The following is a 17,154-nucleotide window of genomic DNA, read 5'->3' on the forward strand; positions in this document are numbered from 1 at the left end:
TCGCTTGCATAAAAAAGTCTATTTTTTTATTAAAAATGTTATATTATACTTGTCTCCACACAAAGTTTTTACCACTTTAACATATACTTATATGGAGGCACGCCCACTACTTAAACCACTGCGACTGGTCTTCCTGTTGCAATTCCTCTGCATGATTCACCTCTCGCTGGCTCAATCAGCCGTAGAGGTTCGGTTGACAGGCGTCATTACGTCTGAAATGGATGGTAGCCCACTGCCTGGGGCTAATGTTATTGTTCAATCCACTTCCAAAGGTACCACAACCGATGCCAATGGCCAGTTCCAACTTACGGTGCCTGCTAATGCTACTTTAGTAATAAGTTATATAGGCTACCAGAGCCGCACAATTGCCGTAGGAAACCAGACACAAATCAAGGTTGCCCTGACTCCGGATGTAAGCAGCCTGGATGAGGTAGTGGTAGTCGGGTACGGTACAGTGAAGAAATCGGACTTGTCTGGCTCAGTGGCTACCGTAGCCGCAGAAGAGATCAAATCATTGCCTATTGCTTCTCTGGAACAAGGTATTCAGGGCAGGGTAGCAGGGGTACAGGTAATGCAGGGAAACTCAGCGCCTGGAGGAGCACCGCAAGTACGTATCCGGGGAGCAAATACCGTATTGGGAGGCAGTGAGCCTTTATATGTGATTGATGGGGTACCGGTTTATAATGCCGGTCTGATTAATGAAGATGGCCTCAACATAGGCACACAACCTTCCAATGCCCTGGCCTCCATCAATCCCAATGACATTGAATCGATGGAAATATTGAAAGACGCCTCGGCTACGGCGATTTATGGAGCCAGGGGTGCCAATGGGGTGGTAATTATTACCACCAAACGCGGTAAAGCCGGAGAACGGGGCCAACTTTCCTTTGAATCGTATTATGGCATGCAACAGGTAAGCAATAAACTTGATCTGATGAATGCACAGGATTTCATCCGGATCATGAATGAACGGGCACGTAATTTAGGCCAGGCAGAACCTTATGCCAACCCGGCCCAGTATACCACCAGCACCGACTGGCAGGATTTATTATTCCGTACCGCACCTATTCAAAACTACTCCCTGTCGTATTCGGGAGGATCGAAACAGAACCAGTATAATGTGTCGGGCAATTGGTTTGACCAGCAAGGAATTGTTATTAACTCCGGTTTTAAACGGGGTTCCGTTCGAATTAATCTGGATAACAAAATCAATGACCAGCTTAAATTTGTTACCAGCCTTACCGCCAGCCGTTCTATTAATAACCGGGCATCGAATAACTGGCTGAGCAATGCTTTTAGTGCCTTTCCTACAGTCAACCCATACAATAGTAATGGCGGATACAATGACTTTTCCGATTCGGAAGCCGCCGCCGACCCTACCAATCCGCTGGAAGTAGTTGAAAAATCCCTTAATAAGCTGACCGTAGACCGGATATTAGGCAGTGTGATGGGTGAATATACATTACTGGAGGGCCTAACCTTTAGTATCCGTATGGGTCTGGATAACCAGAATCAGCTCAATGATATTTTTGTCCGCAGAGGAAATTTCACCTATCCCTTTCCGGGAGCTACCGTCAAGCAGGATTACAACACCAATGTACTGAATGAAAATATTCTTTCTTTTAACAGGGAATTGAACGGAAAACACAAAATAAATGCCATTACTGGGTTTACCTGGCAACAGAACACTTCCCGTTATTTTCAGCAAGGTGGTACTGGTTTCCAGTTTGAGGCATTTGAAACAAATAATTTAGGCGCTGCTTCCATCACCGAACCGAATGTTTCCTCCAAGGGTCAGTCTACCATTTTGTCATGGCTGGGCCGGGTAAATTATGTGTTTGATGATAAATACATCGTTACATTTACCTCCAGAGCAGATGGCTCTTCCCGGTTCGGAGAAAACAACAAATGGGCATTTTTTCCATCAGGTGCTCTGGCCTGGCGGGTTTCCCGGGAAAACTTCATGAGGAATATCCCCTTTATCAGTGATCTTAAAGTAAGAACGAGCTATGGGGTAACCGGTAACCAGGAGATTGGCCTGTATAACTCTATTTCCAGGATGAGTTCGGTCGTAAACGTAATGGGCGCATCACAAAATGCAGCGATCGGCTATGTGCCCACTTCCCTGGCAAATAAAGACCTGAAATGGGAAATTAACAAACAATTTGATGCAGGTATTGACCTGAGTGTATGGCAGGGACGTGTATCGCTGACGGCCGATTACTACATCAAGCGCACCGACGACCTGCTGGCTAACTTACCCATTCCAGGATCTTCCGGTTTTTCTACCATCCTGATCAACTCCGGTTCTATAGAAAACAAAGGCTTTGAACTAGGGGCTACGGCACATCTGATCGATAAGGCATTTACCTGGAGTATCAATGCGAATATTTCCAGAAATAATACCAAAGTCCTTGACCTGGCCGTTGAAACCGCTGAATTCTTTGCTGCTTCCATCCCTTCTCCCATCGACAGGCCGGTTAACATCATCCGGGAAGGCGAAGTACTGTCTGCTTTTTATGGATTTGTGGAAGATGGACTGAATGAAACCGGTGATATCCGCTACAAAGACCTGAATGGGGATGGCGTAATCAATGATAATGACCAGACCATACTGGGCAGTCCGTATCCTGATATTATTTACGGTTTCACCTCTAATATGGCGTTCAAAAACTTCTATTTGAGCATCTTTTTCCAGGGGGTGGAAGGGGTATCTGTTTTTAACAGCAACGAATTCCTGACAGGTAATTCACTAGCCAGGATCGGCAATCAGCTTACCGCTGTAAATGACCGCTGGACTACTGATAATTTTAATCCGAATGCAAAATACCCAAGGGCAAGCAACATTGCCAACCGAGTTTCAGACCGTTACATACAGGATGCTTCCTATCTGCGTCTGAAGAATATTGTATTGGGCTATAATCTGCCGGCAGGTAAACTGGGAATCAGCTGGTTACAGGCTGCAAGAATCTATGTAAGCGGGCAAAATCTGTTGACTTTCACCAAGTACAATGGCTACGACCCGGAAGTGAGCCAGACCGGAACCAATTCATTGGTAAAAGGCTTAGACCGGGGCTCCTACCCCTCTGCTAAAGTGTACAACATCGGATTGAATGTAACTTTTTAACCCCTATCCAACATGAAAACCATCAGATACTTTACATATTCATTTCTGCTGTTAGCTGCAGGTCTCCTGCATTCCTGCAAGGATGCCTTGAAAGAGGAAGTATTTTCCTTTGTTGCTACCGAAAATTACTGGAAAACAGAAGCAGATGCAGAAGCAGGCATCATAGGTACTTACGAATCTTTCTTAAGCAGTAATTATTACGGACGCTTTTATTTTGAGCTCACCGAATTACCTGCTGACTTTGTCACCATTAACCGCAATGATACCTATCAGACCCTTGACCGCTGGGACCTGATTGCCAACCATCCTTTTGTGCTGCAGGTTTGGAACACCATGTACCAGCAGATCAGCCGGGCCAATGGTGTTATTCAGTATGTACCTGCCATCGCTATGGATGAGCAAAAAAAGCAGGCTATTGTCGGGGAAGCAAAATTCATACGGGCTTTCAACTATTTCAATATTGTACGCTTGTGGGGAGATTCGCCTATGCCTCTTGCAGTAATCGATAACCTGGCCAATACTTCGTTACCTAGAACCTCCAAAACACAGATTTATGCCCAGATTGAACAAGATCTTCAGGAAGCAGAAGCTGTATTGCCTGAAACACGCACCGGTGCAGCCGTAGGACGGGCTACATCCGGTGCAGCTAAAACCTTATTAGCCTGGGTATATTTGACGCAGGAGAAATGGCAGGAAGCTGCTTCTAAATCCAACGAGGTGATCGGAAAATACCAACTATTGCCTAAATTCGGAGATGTGTTCAGCGGAACGAATGAAAATAATGCAGAGATCATTTTTTCAGTGCAGTTTGATGGCACGAATCGCGGTCATTCCCTAACCTCATTTGCCCATGCCGGAGGTACACAAAATCCTAACTGTACAAATGGGGTGAGGGTATATTCTGTCGACAATAAGTCTGATATCTGGACCAGGTGGGACACGACAGAAGCCCGCCGGAATTTTAGTGTATACCGCTATTTTACCGGAAGAAATGGAACCCGGCAAGATGTAGGGAATGATTATCCGGCTTTCGGTAAATACAATGCACCTTCCGAAACAGGCATCAATAACAGTTATATAAATCCCATTGTATTGAGATATCCGGATGTTTTATTAATTTTTGCTGAAGCAGAAAGCCAGGCCAAAGGTGGCCCTACTGCCGAGGCTTATGAGGCGATTAATAAAATCCGCAGAAGAGCCTATAACCTACCGGTTGATCAGCCTTCGGCCACTGTTGATCTGACCGGACTTAGCCAGCAAGCGTTCCGGGATGCAGTAATCCAGGAAAGAGGCTTTGAGTTTGTCATGGAGTGCAAAAGGTTGTATGATCTTTTGCGCACAGGCACCTTTAAATCAAAAATTCAATCCCTTGGCAAAGCCGCAACTGCCGGAGATTTACTGCCAATTCCTCAGTCAGAAATTGATGCCAACGCTGAGATGGCGTCAGCGGATCAGAATCCTGGGTATTGAGTAGGCTCATAAAAGAACAAATAACATATGCTGATTCTCTTTTTGGTTTACCTGATAATGTATGAAACAGAAAACTATTTTTAGCATGCGTCTTTATTTGTATAACTCTTTTCAAAGAAATGGACTCTTGTCTTCTATGATGGTAATATGATTGCACCCTTTTGACTAAACAAAATACATCAATTGTTCAATATTTAATTTTCACACTGAATGAATTTACCATTAGAAGGAAAGGTAGCTCTGGTGACAGGTGCCGCCCGGGGTATTGGCAAAGGCATAGCGCTTGTACTAGCCGAACAAGGTGCCGACATTGTAATCAACGACAAAAAGATGAATTACGAGGGTGAAGTAATAGCCAGCAAAATCGAGGAAATGGGTCGGCGGGTAAAATTAGTGGAGGCAGATGTAAGTATAGAAACCCAGGTGAAGACCATGTTTCAGAGCATCCGTACTGAGTTCGGAAAGCTGGATATTCTGATTAACAATGCCGGTATGTCCAAAACCCAGACCATCTTCGAAGCCTCTTTTGAAGACTGGAATTATGTGCTCAATACTAACCTGGCCAGTTGTTTTCTCTGTTCTAAAGCAGCCATGGAACTGATGGCCACTCAGCGGTACGGACGCATTATCAATATCAGTTCGATGGTAGGCGAGCAAGGCGCTTTGTTTGGGCATGTGCATTATGCAGCTACGAAAAGCGGCATGCTGGGCTTTACCAAAACCCTTGCCCGCACCGGAGCACCGCTGGGTATTACCGTGAATGCCATAGCTCCGGGAATTATCGAAACCGAACTGTTATTTAAAACCCACGGGGTAGATGGAGCCGAAAAACTCAGTGCGATGGTGCCGATGGGTAGCCTCGGCAAACCCCGGCATATTGGCCTGGCAGTAGCTTTTCTGTGTGGCGAAGGTGGCGACTATATCACTGGTTGTACACTCGATATTAATGGAGGAATGTACATGCGTTAGCCCATGAAAGAGAAAAATGAATATAAGTGGGAATTGCTGCTCTGGCTGTGGCTGGCTTTTTTCTTCAATCAGGCTGACCGGCAGATTTTCAACGTAGTTTTGCCCCTAATCAAGGATGATTTAAGTCTTTCAGATGCACAGTTGGGTCTGGTAGGTTCCCTGTTTGTATTAACCCTTGGCTTGCTGATACCCTTTGCCGGCGTAACAGGCGATTTGTTTAACCGCAAAAAAATTATTGGCTTTAGCCTGCTGTTCTGGAGTGCGTCCACCTTGCTTACTGGGTTGAGCCATTCCCTGTTGCATTTAATTATTCTGCGGAGCCTAGCAGTGGGTGGCGGTGAGGCTTTTTATGCCCCGGCAGCTAATGGACTCATCAGCCAGTATCACCAGAAAACCCGTGCCCTAGCCATGTCCATTCACCAGACATCGTTGTATGTGGGTGTGGTGGTAAGCGGTGCCCTGGGAGGTTATATAGCCGAGTTGTACGGCTGGAAAAATACCTTTTTCTTGTTTGGCGGTGCCGGAATGGTTCTATCAGTTATCCTGTTTTTCAGACTCCGCCCTACCGCAACAGCTATTGCTACTGTTTCTATATCAGCCCAAAGAACATTTATGAAAGAGGCTACTCTGGCCCTGCTGCGAAAACCGACTGCGGTATTTTTGTGTGGTGCATTTCTGGCAATGGTATTTGTCAATGTTGGCTACACCACCTGGACTCCTACTTTCCTACATGAGAAATTCGGACTTTCCATAGCCGAAGCCGGGTTCAGTTCCATGTTCTACCATCACCTGTTTGCATTTATGGGTGTTATAAGTGGTGGATGGCTTTCAGATAAAATCGCCTTGCAGGCCACTAAATACCGGCTTATGGTCCAGAGTGCCGGATTATTTCTGGCTGTGCCTTTCATTGTAGGCATGGGACAAGCCTCTACCCCTGGTCTAACCTATGTCTGCCTGGCTGGCTTTGGTTTTTTCCGGGGGGTGTATGATGCAAATATTTATGCTACCCTTTTTGAAGTGATCGAACCACAATACCGCTCTACTTCAGTGGGCTTGTCGGCTATGTTTGCCTATGTTGTAGCAGCATTAGCGCCGTTTCTGCTGGGATACTTAAAACCAACTTTGGGCTTATCAATTGGGCTTTCGGCTTTAAGTATGGTGTATATGCTTGGCGGTATTTGTATTTGGGCAGCATTGCAAGGGTATATGAAAAATAACCAGATTCCACAAGCGATAGATGTATGAAGATAACCTGGCTAGGACAAAGTGGATTTCTGATTGAAAGTGCAGGCCACCGACTGCTGATAGACCCTTTTATGAGTGATATTGTAGAACAGAAACAAGGCTTGAAACGCTTGAGGGCTTTTCCTTTATCCATCGCAGAACTACGGCCAAATACAGTCTTTATCACCCATAATCACCTGGATCATTTTGATCCCATTGCCTTACTGCACATTCATCAGATGTATCCGGAAGCACGCATTGCCGGGCCGGAAAGTGTCATGCAAAAAGCAAGGGAAATGAATTTTAACGAAGCAGTATTAGTGTCTATGCCGAAAGGTAGGCTAAGTAAACTAGGTCCTTTTACGCTGCGATCAACACCTGCTTATCACAGCGATCCCTATGCGGTAGGTTGTGTGCTGGAAGCAGAGGGCAAAATAATTTATATGAGTGGAGATACCCTGCTTACCGATACCCTTGTTGAGGAGGTTACTAGGCTTTGTCCGCAACCGGTAGATGTGGCTTTCATTGTCATTAATGGCCGGCTGGGTAATATGAATAGTACTGAAGCTCTACACGTAGTAAGTCAGCTAAAACCGGCTTTATCTATACCTATGCACTATGGCATGTTTGCTGAAAATACGGCTGACCCCTATGTATTTGCAAAGGCTTGTGATGAAATCGGGTTAGCAAATAAAGTACTGACCTTAGGCGAAGCTTATGTTGTATAAAATCCCTGATTTCCCTTCAATTATGAAAATAACTGCTATTGAAACGTATATCTGCCACGCTTACCGGACCAACTGGGTATTTGTAAAAGTACTCACCGATACAGACGGGCTGCATGGTGTAGGAGAAGCTACCCTGGAATACAAAGAATTAACCGTAGCCCAGGCTTGTAAAGAGCTGGAAAGCATAGTCGTGGGCAAAGATCCGCACCGCATAGAAGACATCTGGCATACAGTCTACAGGGATGCGTACTGGCGTGGCGGCCCGGTGCTGATGAGTGCACTTTCTGCCATTGAAATGGCCTTATGGGATATCAAAGGTAAAGATCTGGGTGTGCCAGTATATCAGTTGCTGGGCGGTAAAGTACGGGATAGTGTGCCCTGTTATGCCAATGGCTGGTTTGCTCCTGCTAAAACCCCGGATGAATTTGCAGAAAAAGCGCTGCAGGCTGTAGCCCAAGGTTTCAAAGCCCTGAAGTGGGACCCGTTTGGTTCTGCTTATCTGCAGATTTCCAGAGGGCAACTCAATGATGCTTTAGCTTGTGTAGGTACCGTATACGAGGCCATTAAAGATAAAGCAGACCTGATAATTGAAGGGCATGGCAGGTTTGATATTCCTACGGCTGTCAGAATCGGGCATGCCCTGGCAGATTTTGATATTCTCTGGTTTGAAGAACCTATTCCTCCACAAAATCTGGAAGGCTTAGCTGATGTAAAACGGCGGGTACAGGTGCCCATTTCAGCCGGAGAAAGGCTGTATAACCGCTGGGATTTCCGCACGCTGTTTGAGCAAAAAGCAGCTGATTTTATACAACCCGATGTGAGCCATGCCGGAGGAATTATGGAACTGAAGAAAATTGCGGCGATGGCCGAAGCCTATCATATTCCTGTTTGTCCGCATAACCCCAGTGGGCCGGTGGCCAATGCAGCCACCCTGCAACTGGCAGCCTGTATTCCCAACTTTTATTTGCTGGAAACCATGAGTTCCGATGTGCCCTGGCGGCAGGAGATTACGAACGAAACCGTGCTGTTTACGGAGGGGCATATGCACATTCCCGATAAGCCGGGTCTGGGAATAGAACTCAATGAAGAGGCTATGAAAAAGTATCCATACTCACCCAAAGAACTCCGGCATTATAAAGGCACGCTCACCGATATCAGGCCGGACAATGCCAAAAGCTACTTCAGCTAACCTATTCGTGCACGTTAAGTAAATCATTCATTTAATACGTTTCAACTCCTGCCGCCTATGTGGATTAACAAAATTTTACTTTCAAGCTTATTATTCTTTGTCTGTTTTCCCCAGATAAATGCCCAGTCAACCTTCACCATTAAAAATGAAAATATTGAGGTGTCTATTGATAACCAGGGAAATCTACAAAGCCTGAAAAACCTAAAAACCGGATACAACTATGCCTCAGGGAAACCTATATGGCGCTTGTACTACGACCGCCCCGACTGGAAAGACAATGAAGTCATAGCTGCCAATAACCAGCCCCAGGTGAAGCAGCAGGCAAATCAGTTACTCATCAGCTATACCGGATTGAAAGGCCGCCGGGAAAAGGTAAATATCAACCTGCAACTCACTATTCTGCTGGAAAACGACCAGGTGCGGTTTGCTGCCGAACTTCAGAATAAAGAAGAACACAGCATTGTGCGGGAATTACAGTATCCATTGGTGGGCAATTGCCAGCTGCCAGAGGATCATCAGTTGCTTACCACTGAGTATGGCGGCCAGTTGTTTCCGGATGTAATAAGCCTGGTGAAAGGAGCCAATGCCGCCTGGCCACCTTACTATCCGCCTGCCCAGGATTTTCTGCAACGGGATGTAAAATACCCCCGCGGTCCTTCCGCTAATTGCTATGCGTTTGTAGGCAAAACAGGCGGCTTATACTTCGGCAGCCACGACCCCAGCTTTGAAGATACCGGACATGGCTTGCGCCTGTATCCGAGTAAAAAATTTGTATTCGACCAGCTGGAAGCAGGTATGTATAAATACCCCAACTGTGTGAGCGGGCAAACCTGGACAAGTAATGTGAATGTTGTATCACCTTACCAGGGCACCTGGCACGAAACATCCAGGCTGTATAGAACCTGGGCAAACACCTGGTGGAAACACCGGGAGCCTCCGCAATGGGTAAAGGAAATGAAAGGCTGGCAGCGAATTATTATGAAGCACCAGTACGGCGAAATTTTGTTTCCTTACACAGATTTAAGTACGAGAGTGAAAAAAGTTGGGGAGAGTGTAGGCATCAATACCGTATTTGCCCACGGCTGGCACAAAGAGGGCCACGACAACGATTACCCCAATTATATAGCAGACCCAACACAGGGAGGGGAAGCGGTGCTTAAAAAGCAGATTGCCGAGTTTCAGAAAGATGGCGGAGCGGTAATATGGTATTACAGCGGCCGCTTAATTGACAAAACCTCCCAGTATTACCGCAGCGGCATGGGCAAAAAAATAGCTATTAAAGATAACACAGGTTCTAAAGTCAATGATGCTTACCGTTTCAGAGGACCGGGAACCTTTACCGGTTCTTACGATGCCAGAACCTTTACCGTGGCTGATTTCCGGACACCTCAATGGAAGGAAGAACTCAAAAAAATGGCCGACCAGACCATTGCCTATGGCGCTAAATCTGTGTTTTATGACCAGATGGGCATGGGTGATAATCCGGACTGGGATTTAACAGGGGAGTTTGCCATGCCTAACCTGCGTACGGTTGCAGACAAAGCCGAAGTAATGGGGTTGATGCATGATTACCTGGATTCGAAAGACAAAGAAATTGCTTTGGGTATAGAAGTACTCACCGATGTTACGTCCATGCAATCGGATTATATCCACTGGTACGGTCCTCCAGCCTGCAAAGCCATACTCAATCCTGGCTGGGAGCAGAAAGGCGAAAAGCCCCGCACGGTGTTCTTTATGGAATGGTTCCGCTATACCTTTCCGGAAATCATTGTCTCTGACCGGGATATCCGGGATGATACCGATATTGAACGGCGGGTGAACCATACCGTACTGCGAGGTTTGCGGAACGATGTGGAGATTTACCGCTGCCGGGCCTTGATTGACGAAACGCCCCATTACCAGGCGTACCTGGCAAAAGTTAACCAATTAAAAGACCGCTTCAAACACCTGCTTTTGGTAGGAAAATATACGGATGCCATCGGGTTTTCTCATGCGAACCCCGAAGTAGATGCCAGCCGTTTTGAAAAGGACAACCAGGCAGCCATCGTGTTTACACAGCATCATCTCTCCTCCGCCAACACCGTTCTTACCATTCCGCAGGGCTACAGCTACGAAACCTATGGTGCGGTGGGCACAGCAGAATTAAAAGCAGGAAAAGAGACGGTGAACATAACGATGGGTAAACATGCTCTGGTAGTAGTTGTGGTTAAGAAAAAGTAAAAACACAACTAATGAAAATACCCAGGCAGAACTTTATACTGGCTACAGCCGCAACAAGCCTAACTGAAGGCAGAAGATAATCTTCATGTCTGAATACTTATGTAACATATTACTTTCATTGAAAAGCCTATTATTTAAAAAACTACTTCTAAAAGCCAGACTTTAACAGAAGAATATACCTTCGAGCATATGAGCCTATCTGCAAAATCCATTGTTATTACCCTCTGTATACTAGCAGGAATTGGGTTAAGCGCCTACTTATTTTCTGACATAGTAAAAGTTTTGAGACCTGAAAGTGGTCAATGGACTCATTATGGGTATGATGCATCAAACAGTAAATTTTCGCCCCTGGACAAAATTAACGCTGGCAACGTCAACCAACTCAAACAGGTATGGCATCTTGAGGACAGTACAGCGGGCGGTTCGGGTATTTTCTTTAACCCGTTGATAGTTGGGGGAAAAATGATTGTGTTTATGCCTTCCAAAGTACTCAAAGCCTTAGACGCAGCCACCGGCCGGGTTATCTGGTCATTTAAACCCGACAGCACTGAGATCAATAACTGGACAAAGGGTGCTACCTATGTACCGGGAACAAACGGAAGGCAGGATGCCATCTTGTTTGTGTTTGGCTCTACCCTATACTCTGTCAATGCAGAGAATGGAACATTGATGGAAGCATTCGGAGAAGGAGGAAAAGTTGATTTCTATACTGGTCTCTCCGTAGATCCTGCCATGCGCAAGCGTGTGCATGTGACTAGCAATGCACCGGGCGTTATCTATAAAGATCTCTTCATTGTGGGCTGCAAAGTGCCCGACGAACTGCCTTCCACTTCGGGAGATATCCGTGCATTTAATGTACACACAGGTAAGCTGGAATGGATATTTCACACCATCCCTAAAGAGGGAGAATATGGCTATGATACCTGGCCTGCTACCGCACGCAAAAAAAATGGAGGAGCCAATTGCTGGGGAGGTATGGCGCTGGATGAAGACCGGGGAATTGTGTATGTACCCACGGCTTCCCCCTCCTTTGACTTTTATGGCGCCGACCGGGAAGGGCAAAATCTGTTTGCCAATTGCCTGCTTGCCCTGGATGCGGGAACCGGCAAGCGCCTCTGGCATTTTCAGACTACCCACCATGACCTATGGGATAGGGACAATGGCTCTCCGCCTAACCTGGTTACCATTCAACATGCGGGCAAAATGACAGATGCGGTAGCTCTGGTTACTAAAATGGGTTATGTATTTGTCTTTGACCGGCAAACCGGACAGCCCTTGTTTCCTATAGAGGAAGTGCCTGTGCCTACAGCAAGTGAGATGCCCGGAGAGAAACCCTGGCCTACCCAACCTATTCCTACAAAACCTGCCCCCTTCACCAGGCAGAGTTATAAAGAAGAATACTATAAAGGGCTCAGTCCGGAGTCCAAGCAATACATAAAACAACGGCTGGAGGCTGGTAAGTTTACCACCGGGGTATATGTGCCTCCCAGCCTGAATGGATCGGTGGTGGTTCCGGCAGCCCATGGAGGCGCTAACTGGGGAGGGGCTTCTTTCAACCCCAACACAGGTATTTTATTTGTGAATGCAACGGAACTGCCCTGGTTTCTGAAATTACATAAAATCAGTGAGTTGTCTGCCAATAATGCGCTGAGTGGCCAACATTTATTTAAGATCAATTGCAGCAATTGCCATGGTGCCGATAAAAAAGGCACCAGTTATGGTCCGGATATAGCTGAGAAAACAAAAACCTATCCGGCAAAACAACTGGAAAGTATCATTAAAAAAGGGGCTGAGCCTATGCCTTCTTTCCAACACTTGCCTCAACTTCAGATTGATGCCATCATTGCCTACCTGAAAGATGGGCGGTCAGATGTAAAAGTAGTTTCCTCCGGTGAGGATGCCATATCAACTAGCAGGGAGCCCTATGGATTTTCAGGATATAATTTTTTTGTGGACGATAACAAAGTTCCCCTCATTGACCCTCCCTTCGGTACACTCACTGCCATTGACCTCAACAAAGGAGAAATACTCTGGCAGGTGCCACTGGGAGAAGATGAAAAGCTGGCTGCAAAGGGAATTAAAAATTCGGGAATGTACAACCGGGGAGGTGGTATTGCTACAGCAGGCGGACTAGTATTCATAGCAGCCACCGGAGACAAGAAGTTCCGGGCTTTTGAGCAGGCAACAGGCAAAATGGTGTGGGAGAAAGAATTACCCGGCAATGCCTATTCAATTCCTTCTTCCTACCTGGTAAATAAGGCACAGTGTATCACAATCGCTGTAAGCCCCAATCCTTCTACCGGTTATAAGGGTGGGTATATCACATTTAGCCTGGACAAATGACGTGGATATGTACTTTACAACATACATTGATATGAGTTATTAATTTTGGGCCGGGTACCTAAAACTTGAAATGCAGGAGGATTGCTATCCGGTTAACTCGCAGGTTATAGGCACAAAGGTCGTACTACCCAGAACAATAGTCAGGTAACGTAAAGGCAGGCATACATGAAAAAGTAACTAAGAAATAAATAAAGATACTGACCTGTAATCTGCAGGGGAATTGTCTCTATATAACTAAATCTTATATGAGTTTACGTCTGATCTTAGCTAGTAGCTTGCTAGTTTTTACCTTGAGCCAGACAGTTATGGCACAACAAAAGCACATAAGCAGTCCCTTTTTTGTATTTAACAATGGTATTAGTGATACGGCAGTTTACAAAACACATCAGAAACAAGCGCAGCTGGCGGCACAAATGGGTTTTAATGGCGTAGAGAAAAACCGTCTGGATAACTTTGATACCTTTTATGAGGTTTTATTAACTAATAACCTCAAACTCTACACGATATATGTAGAAGTAAACCTGGATGAGGAAAAAGCTCCCTACGACCGCCGGCTGGAAGATGTGTTCAAAAAAATCCAGGGAACCCAAGCCATGCCATGGCTATATGTGACCAGCAAAAAACACAAACCTTCTTCTGCAGAACAGGATGCCATAGCGGTGCCTATTTTGCAGGAAATTGCGGATTTGGCTAAAAAGTATGGGCTAAAAGTTGCCCTGTATCCGCATACCTGGTTCTGGCTGGAAACGGTAGAAGATGCCATTCGGGTGGCCGAAAAGGTAAACCGGCCTAATTTTGGTATGGCTTTCAACTTACCCCATTTCCTGGCTACACAGTACTATGGTGGAGAAAACCCCGATAAGAATTTGCAGATATGGGCACAGAAAGCCAGACCCTATGTATTTGCCTTAAGTATAAATGGAGCCGACTATCCGCCAGCCTCCTCTGACCGGGGTAAAGTATGGGAAAGCCTGATTAAGCCATTGGGAGAAGGAAATTATGATACGTATGCTTTCCTGAAAACCTTCTGGGATATGGGATTCACAGGTCCGGTAGGCCTGCAATGTTATAATATCAAACAGGAAAAATCCATACACCTCGAAAAATCGGTACATACCTGGCAAGCCTATAAAAAAAGGTATGCAGCCGGAAAATAATCATGTACTTCCCTGAAAAGTAGACCGTCTAAAAAAGGTATTGTATAATTGTGTTAGTAAATAGATGTTACCTGCGATAATCTATGCAGTTACAAATTATATCCCCTTCCGGGTAACTAATCTACGAACAATCAATCCTGAAAGAATGGTATTCGAGATGTCAATAAACTTGCTGAAGCCTCATAAATTTATATAATGAAGCTGTTTAGTAAGCTTCAAAATTCATCATCATAAGATAGTCAGTGTAGAGAAGGCAAAAAATACACCCTCTAGTTGGCAAAGTAGCTTCCTTTAAAAGCAGCTTTGTACGTCTTGCTGGTAACTTACCTGTAGAATCTGCGTAGGCAATAGCTAGAAGAGCTTGCCAACTGGCAGCTTTCGAGAAATAAGAAATTGATAGCAGATGAAAGGTGGAAATTTATGGAACTGACTAAAACCAAATTAAAAATAGTAACAGGCATCCTAGCTTCTTTACTAGTATTGTCGGCAGCAGGCAATGTGTATTTTTGGAACCGAACAAATACGCCTACAACAGCAGATGATCAGGATAGGGAGGATGACTTCACAACCTCCTTACTTACACCAACAGGAGATATAGACCGCCTGAACAAAAAGCTAGCAGAAATAGAGCAGCAAAATGGGCGATTACAAGCGCAAGTAGGAGACCTGAATGGCCTACTCCAGCAGGCAAACAATCAGGTATGGGAACTGCGGACCAGAAAAAGCAGCCCGGTAACCGATCTATCTCCGGCACAAGTGGGCAGAAATAGGCAAGCAAGTGATCAACAGGCCATGCTCAGCCGGAATGAGCAGTTGACTGCCCAAATAGCCAGCTTACAAGACAGCCTCAAGCGGCTGGCCAATCAAAAGCTTGCAGCAGACAACTTCCGGATGGTAGCCTTTAAACGCAATAGCAAGGAGACGGCTAAGGCGAAAAAAGTAAACAGGCTCACTATTTCACTCACTATGCCGGCAGCTGAGGGAAAGCCAAAGGGTGAAACAGTGTTTCTGAGCCTGCTGGACCCGGAAGGCAAGGGCATTTCTTCTCCCCTAGAGACACTTACGCTGCCAGGTCCGGAAGGAAAAGCAAAGGTTCCGGTTCATGCTAAAAAAGAGGTGGATTTGGGCAGCCGCGCTAGTTGGCAGCAAGTTACCTTCACTATTCAAGAAACGGACGACATTAAGCCAGGTACCTATCAGGCTTACCTATACACCCAAAACAAATATCTGGGCTCAGTGCAAGTGCAGTTCCGCGATAGTTTCTGGTTTTTCTAGACCATTTTCCTGGCACTCACCTGTGGGAGCAATAGATCCGCAACCCCCTTGGCCTTGCATCGGCAAAAGGTAAGCATATCTGCTCTATATAGCAGGTAAACTAGAAACACAGTTATCTGAAAAGGGGCAGTTTGATTAACTCCGATCTTACACTGCATGAGGTATGGATGATCCTCTGACAATCAGTTTAGTTTGTAAGACTTTAGTCTGTGGTTTATATTCTTCCAGATCTATATCTACTTGTTCTAAAAACAAATAGGCTGCTTCTCTGCCTATATCAAACACGGGTTGAGCTACTGTGGTTAACCCAGGTTCAATTAAGGCCGAAGCTGGGTCGTTGCTGAATCCTACAACGGCTATATCCTGCGGAATCCGCAGGCCCTTATCCTTGATCACTAACATGGCGGCTATGGCAGTAGGGTCATTAATGGCAAACAAGGCATCTGGCGGATTTGGCAGGTCTAGCAGGTGCTTTACATAAATGGTGGCTTTTTCAGGAGTCAGGTCATACTGGATGATTAGGTCCTCTTCTACTGGTAAGATATGTTTTTGCAAAGCATCTATATACCCTTTGAGGCGGCGACGGCTGATGATCAGCGAATCTGGCCCAGCCAGATGGGCAATTCTCTTTCGGCCGGTTGTAATCAGATGTTCTACAGCCATAAAAGCACCTTCGTAATCATCCACAATTACTTTTGAAACTTCCAGTTCTTCACATACCCTGTTAAAGAATACAACCGGGATTCCTTTGCGGTGCAAGGCTTGAAAATGATCAAAGTTTCTGGTTTCGCGGGTAACAGAAGCTAGTATACCATCTACTCTACTGGCCAGTAACGCTTTTGTATTGGCTACCTCCATCTCATACGACTCGTTCGACTGGCAGATCATAACATTGTACCCGGCTTTGCTCATCACCTCCTGTGCTCCCATAATTACGGATGGAAAAAAAGGAGTAAGAAACTCCGGTACTACCATGCCCACTGTATAACTCTTGCTCATTACCAGGCTTGTTGCCAGTAAATTTGGCTGATAATCCAGTCTGCTGGCCAGCTCCAGTACCTTTTTCTTTGTCTGTTCATTAATATCCTGGTGCCCGTGCAAGGCTCTGGAAACGGTAGATTTAGATATGTTAAGTTCTTTGGCAATATCAATAATGGTGACCTGGTGCCTTTTCATAGGAGTTTATTTGGTGTGCTGTTGGTAGAATTAGTTTGTAAATCAGACTTCCTGTTAGACACTACTTTATAACTAACCAGGCCTGCTCAGAATTTCGTTATACCGGCGCTTATCAAAAGGTAAAATATAACTATTTATATATCTTCATAAAATACCTAATTGTATTTATTATCTGACCATTTTACAAATAATAATTTATAAAATACAAATATATATTTTTCCGGGAACATTCCCGGGAATGTTCCCGGAAAAATATCTTGAAAAAAGTTAGAATTT

General features: G+C 45.4%; 11 protein-coding genes. 10 read left to right on the forward strand and 1 reads right to left on the reverse strand.

What is annotated here, in order from left to right; all coding sequences use genetic code 11:
- The first annotated feature begins 91 nt into the window (after positions 1 to 91).
- From Q0590_RS24095 to Q0590_RS24140, 10 genes are all read left to right on the forward strand, one after another.
- Positions 92 to 3,127: a SusC/RagA family TonB-linked outer membrane protein gene (locus tag Q0590_RS24095; RefSeq protein ID WP_302040179.1), complete on the forward strand. Its 3,036-nt coding sequence runs from the start codon at positions 92 to 94 to the stop codon at positions 3,125 to 3,127.
- A 12-nt stretch (positions 3,128 to 3,139) separates the two neighbouring features.
- Positions 3,140 to 4,597, forward strand: a complete 1,458-nt coding sequence (locus tag Q0590_RS24100; RefSeq protein WP_302040180.1) for a RagB/SusD family nutrient uptake outer membrane protein — start codon at positions 3,140 to 3,142, stop codon at positions 4,595 to 4,597.
- Between the two features lie 210 nt (positions 4,598 to 4,807).
- The gene (locus Q0590_RS24105) at positions 4,808 to 5,566 is read left to right on the forward strand and encodes an SDR family NAD(P)-dependent oxidoreductase (RefSeq protein ID WP_302040181.1); all 759 of its coding nucleotides are present in this window, start codon (positions 4,808 to 4,810) and stop codon (positions 5,564 to 5,566) included.
- 3 nt (positions 5,567 to 5,569) lie between these two features.
- Positions 5,570 to 6,811, forward strand: coding sequence for an MFS transporter (locus Q0590_RS24110; RefSeq protein WP_302040182.1), 1,242 nt, complete (start codon positions 5,570 to 5,572; stop codon positions 6,809 to 6,811).
- Positions 6,808 to 7,518 carry an MBL fold metallo-hydrolase gene (locus Q0590_RS24115; RefSeq protein WP_302040183.1) on the forward strand — a complete coding sequence of 237 codons (711 nt, stop codon included), beginning with the start codon at positions 6,808 to 6,810 and terminating at the stop codon, positions 7,516 to 7,518. The genes Q0590_RS24110 and Q0590_RS24115 overlap by 4 nt, the downstream gene beginning before the upstream one ends.
- A gap of 22 nt (positions 7,519 to 7,540) precedes the next feature.
- Positions 7,541 to 8,707 carry a galactonate dehydratase gene (dgoD, locus tag Q0590_RS24120; RefSeq protein ID WP_302040184.1) on the forward strand — a complete coding sequence of 389 codons (1,167 nt, stop codon included), beginning with the start codon at positions 7,541 to 7,543 and terminating at the stop codon, positions 8,705 to 8,707.
- A gap of 57 nt (positions 8,708 to 8,764) precedes the next feature.
- Positions 8,765 to 10,927, forward strand: coding sequence for a DUF6259 domain-containing protein (locus Q0590_RS24125; RefSeq protein ID WP_302040185.1), 2,163 nt, complete (start codon positions 8,765 to 8,767; stop codon positions 10,925 to 10,927).
- Between the two features lie 189 nt (positions 10,928 to 11,116).
- On the forward strand, positions 11,117 to 13,270 hold the full coding sequence (locus Q0590_RS24130; protein ID WP_302040186.1) for an outer membrane protein assembly factor BamB family protein: 2,154 nt from the start codon (positions 11,117 to 11,119) through the stop codon (positions 13,268 to 13,270).
- A gap of 305 nt (positions 13,271 to 13,575) precedes the next feature.
- Positions 13,576 to 14,427, forward strand: coding sequence for a sugar phosphate isomerase/epimerase family protein (locus tag Q0590_RS24135; protein WP_302040187.1), 852 nt, complete (start codon positions 13,576 to 13,578; stop codon positions 14,425 to 14,427).
- A 420-nt stretch (positions 14,428 to 14,847) separates the two neighbouring features.
- Positions 14,848 to 15,702 carry a DUF8428 domain-containing protein gene (locus Q0590_RS24140; protein WP_302040188.1) on the forward strand — a complete coding sequence of 285 codons (855 nt, stop codon included), beginning with the start codon at positions 14,848 to 14,850 and terminating at the stop codon, positions 15,700 to 15,702.
- Between the two features lie 147 nt (positions 15,703 to 15,849).
- Here Q0590_RS24140 and Q0590_RS24145 read toward each other — a convergent pair whose 3' ends face one another.
- On the reverse strand, positions 15,850 to 16,878 hold the full coding sequence (locus Q0590_RS24145) for a LacI family DNA-binding transcriptional regulator (protein WP_302040189.1): 1,029 nt from the start codon (positions 16,876 to 16,878) through the stop codon (positions 15,850 to 15,852).
- Between the last annotated feature and the right edge of the window lie 276 nt (positions 16,879 to 17,154).

Origin of the sequence: Rhodocytophaga aerolata (genome assembly GCF_030503435.1) — a bacterium.
GTDB lineage: Bacteria > Bacteroidota > Bacteroidia > Cytophagales > 172606-1 > Rhodocytophaga > Rhodocytophaga aerolata.

Bases quoted from the DNA above. Each gene is read 5' to 3' on its own strand.
- Q0590_RS24095 (WP_302040179.1), top strand. From the start codon at position 92: ATGGAGGCACGCCCACTACTTAAACCACTGCGACTGGTCTTCCTGTTG.
- Q0590_RS24100 (WP_302040180.1), top strand. From the start codon at position 3,140: ATGAAAACCATCAGATACTTTACATATTCATTTCTGCTGTTAGCTGCA.
- Q0590_RS24105 (WP_302040181.1), top strand. From the start codon at position 4,808: ATGAATTTACCATTAGAAGGAAAGGTAGCTCTGGTGACAGGTGCCGCC.
- Q0590_RS24110 (WP_302040182.1), top strand. From the start codon at position 5,570: ATGAAAGAGAAAAATGAATATAAGTGGGAATTGCTGCTCTGGCTGTGG.
- Q0590_RS24115 (WP_302040183.1), top strand. From the start codon at position 6,808: ATGAAGATAACCTGGCTAGGACAAAGTGGATTTCTGATTGAAAGTGCA.
- dgoD (WP_302040184.1), top strand. From the start codon at position 7,541: ATGAAAATAACTGCTATTGAAACGTATATCTGCCACGCTTACCGGACC.
- Q0590_RS24125 (WP_302040185.1), top strand. From the start codon at position 8,765: ATGTGGATTAACAAAATTTTACTTTCAAGCTTATTATTCTTTGTCTGT.
- Q0590_RS24130 (WP_302040186.1), top strand. From the start codon at position 11,117: ATGAGCCTATCTGCAAAATCCATTGTTATTACCCTCTGTATACTAGCA.
- Q0590_RS24135 (WP_302040187.1), top strand. From the start codon at position 13,576: ATGGCACAACAAAAGCACATAAGCAGTCCCTTTTTTGTATTTAACAAT.
- Q0590_RS24140 (WP_302040188.1), top strand. From the start codon at position 14,848: ATGGAACTGACTAAAACCAAATTAAAAATAGTAACAGGCATCCTAGCT.
- Q0590_RS24145 (WP_302040189.1), bottom strand. From the start codon at position 16,878: ATGAAAAGGCACCAGGTCACCATTATTGATATTGCCAAAGAACTTAAC.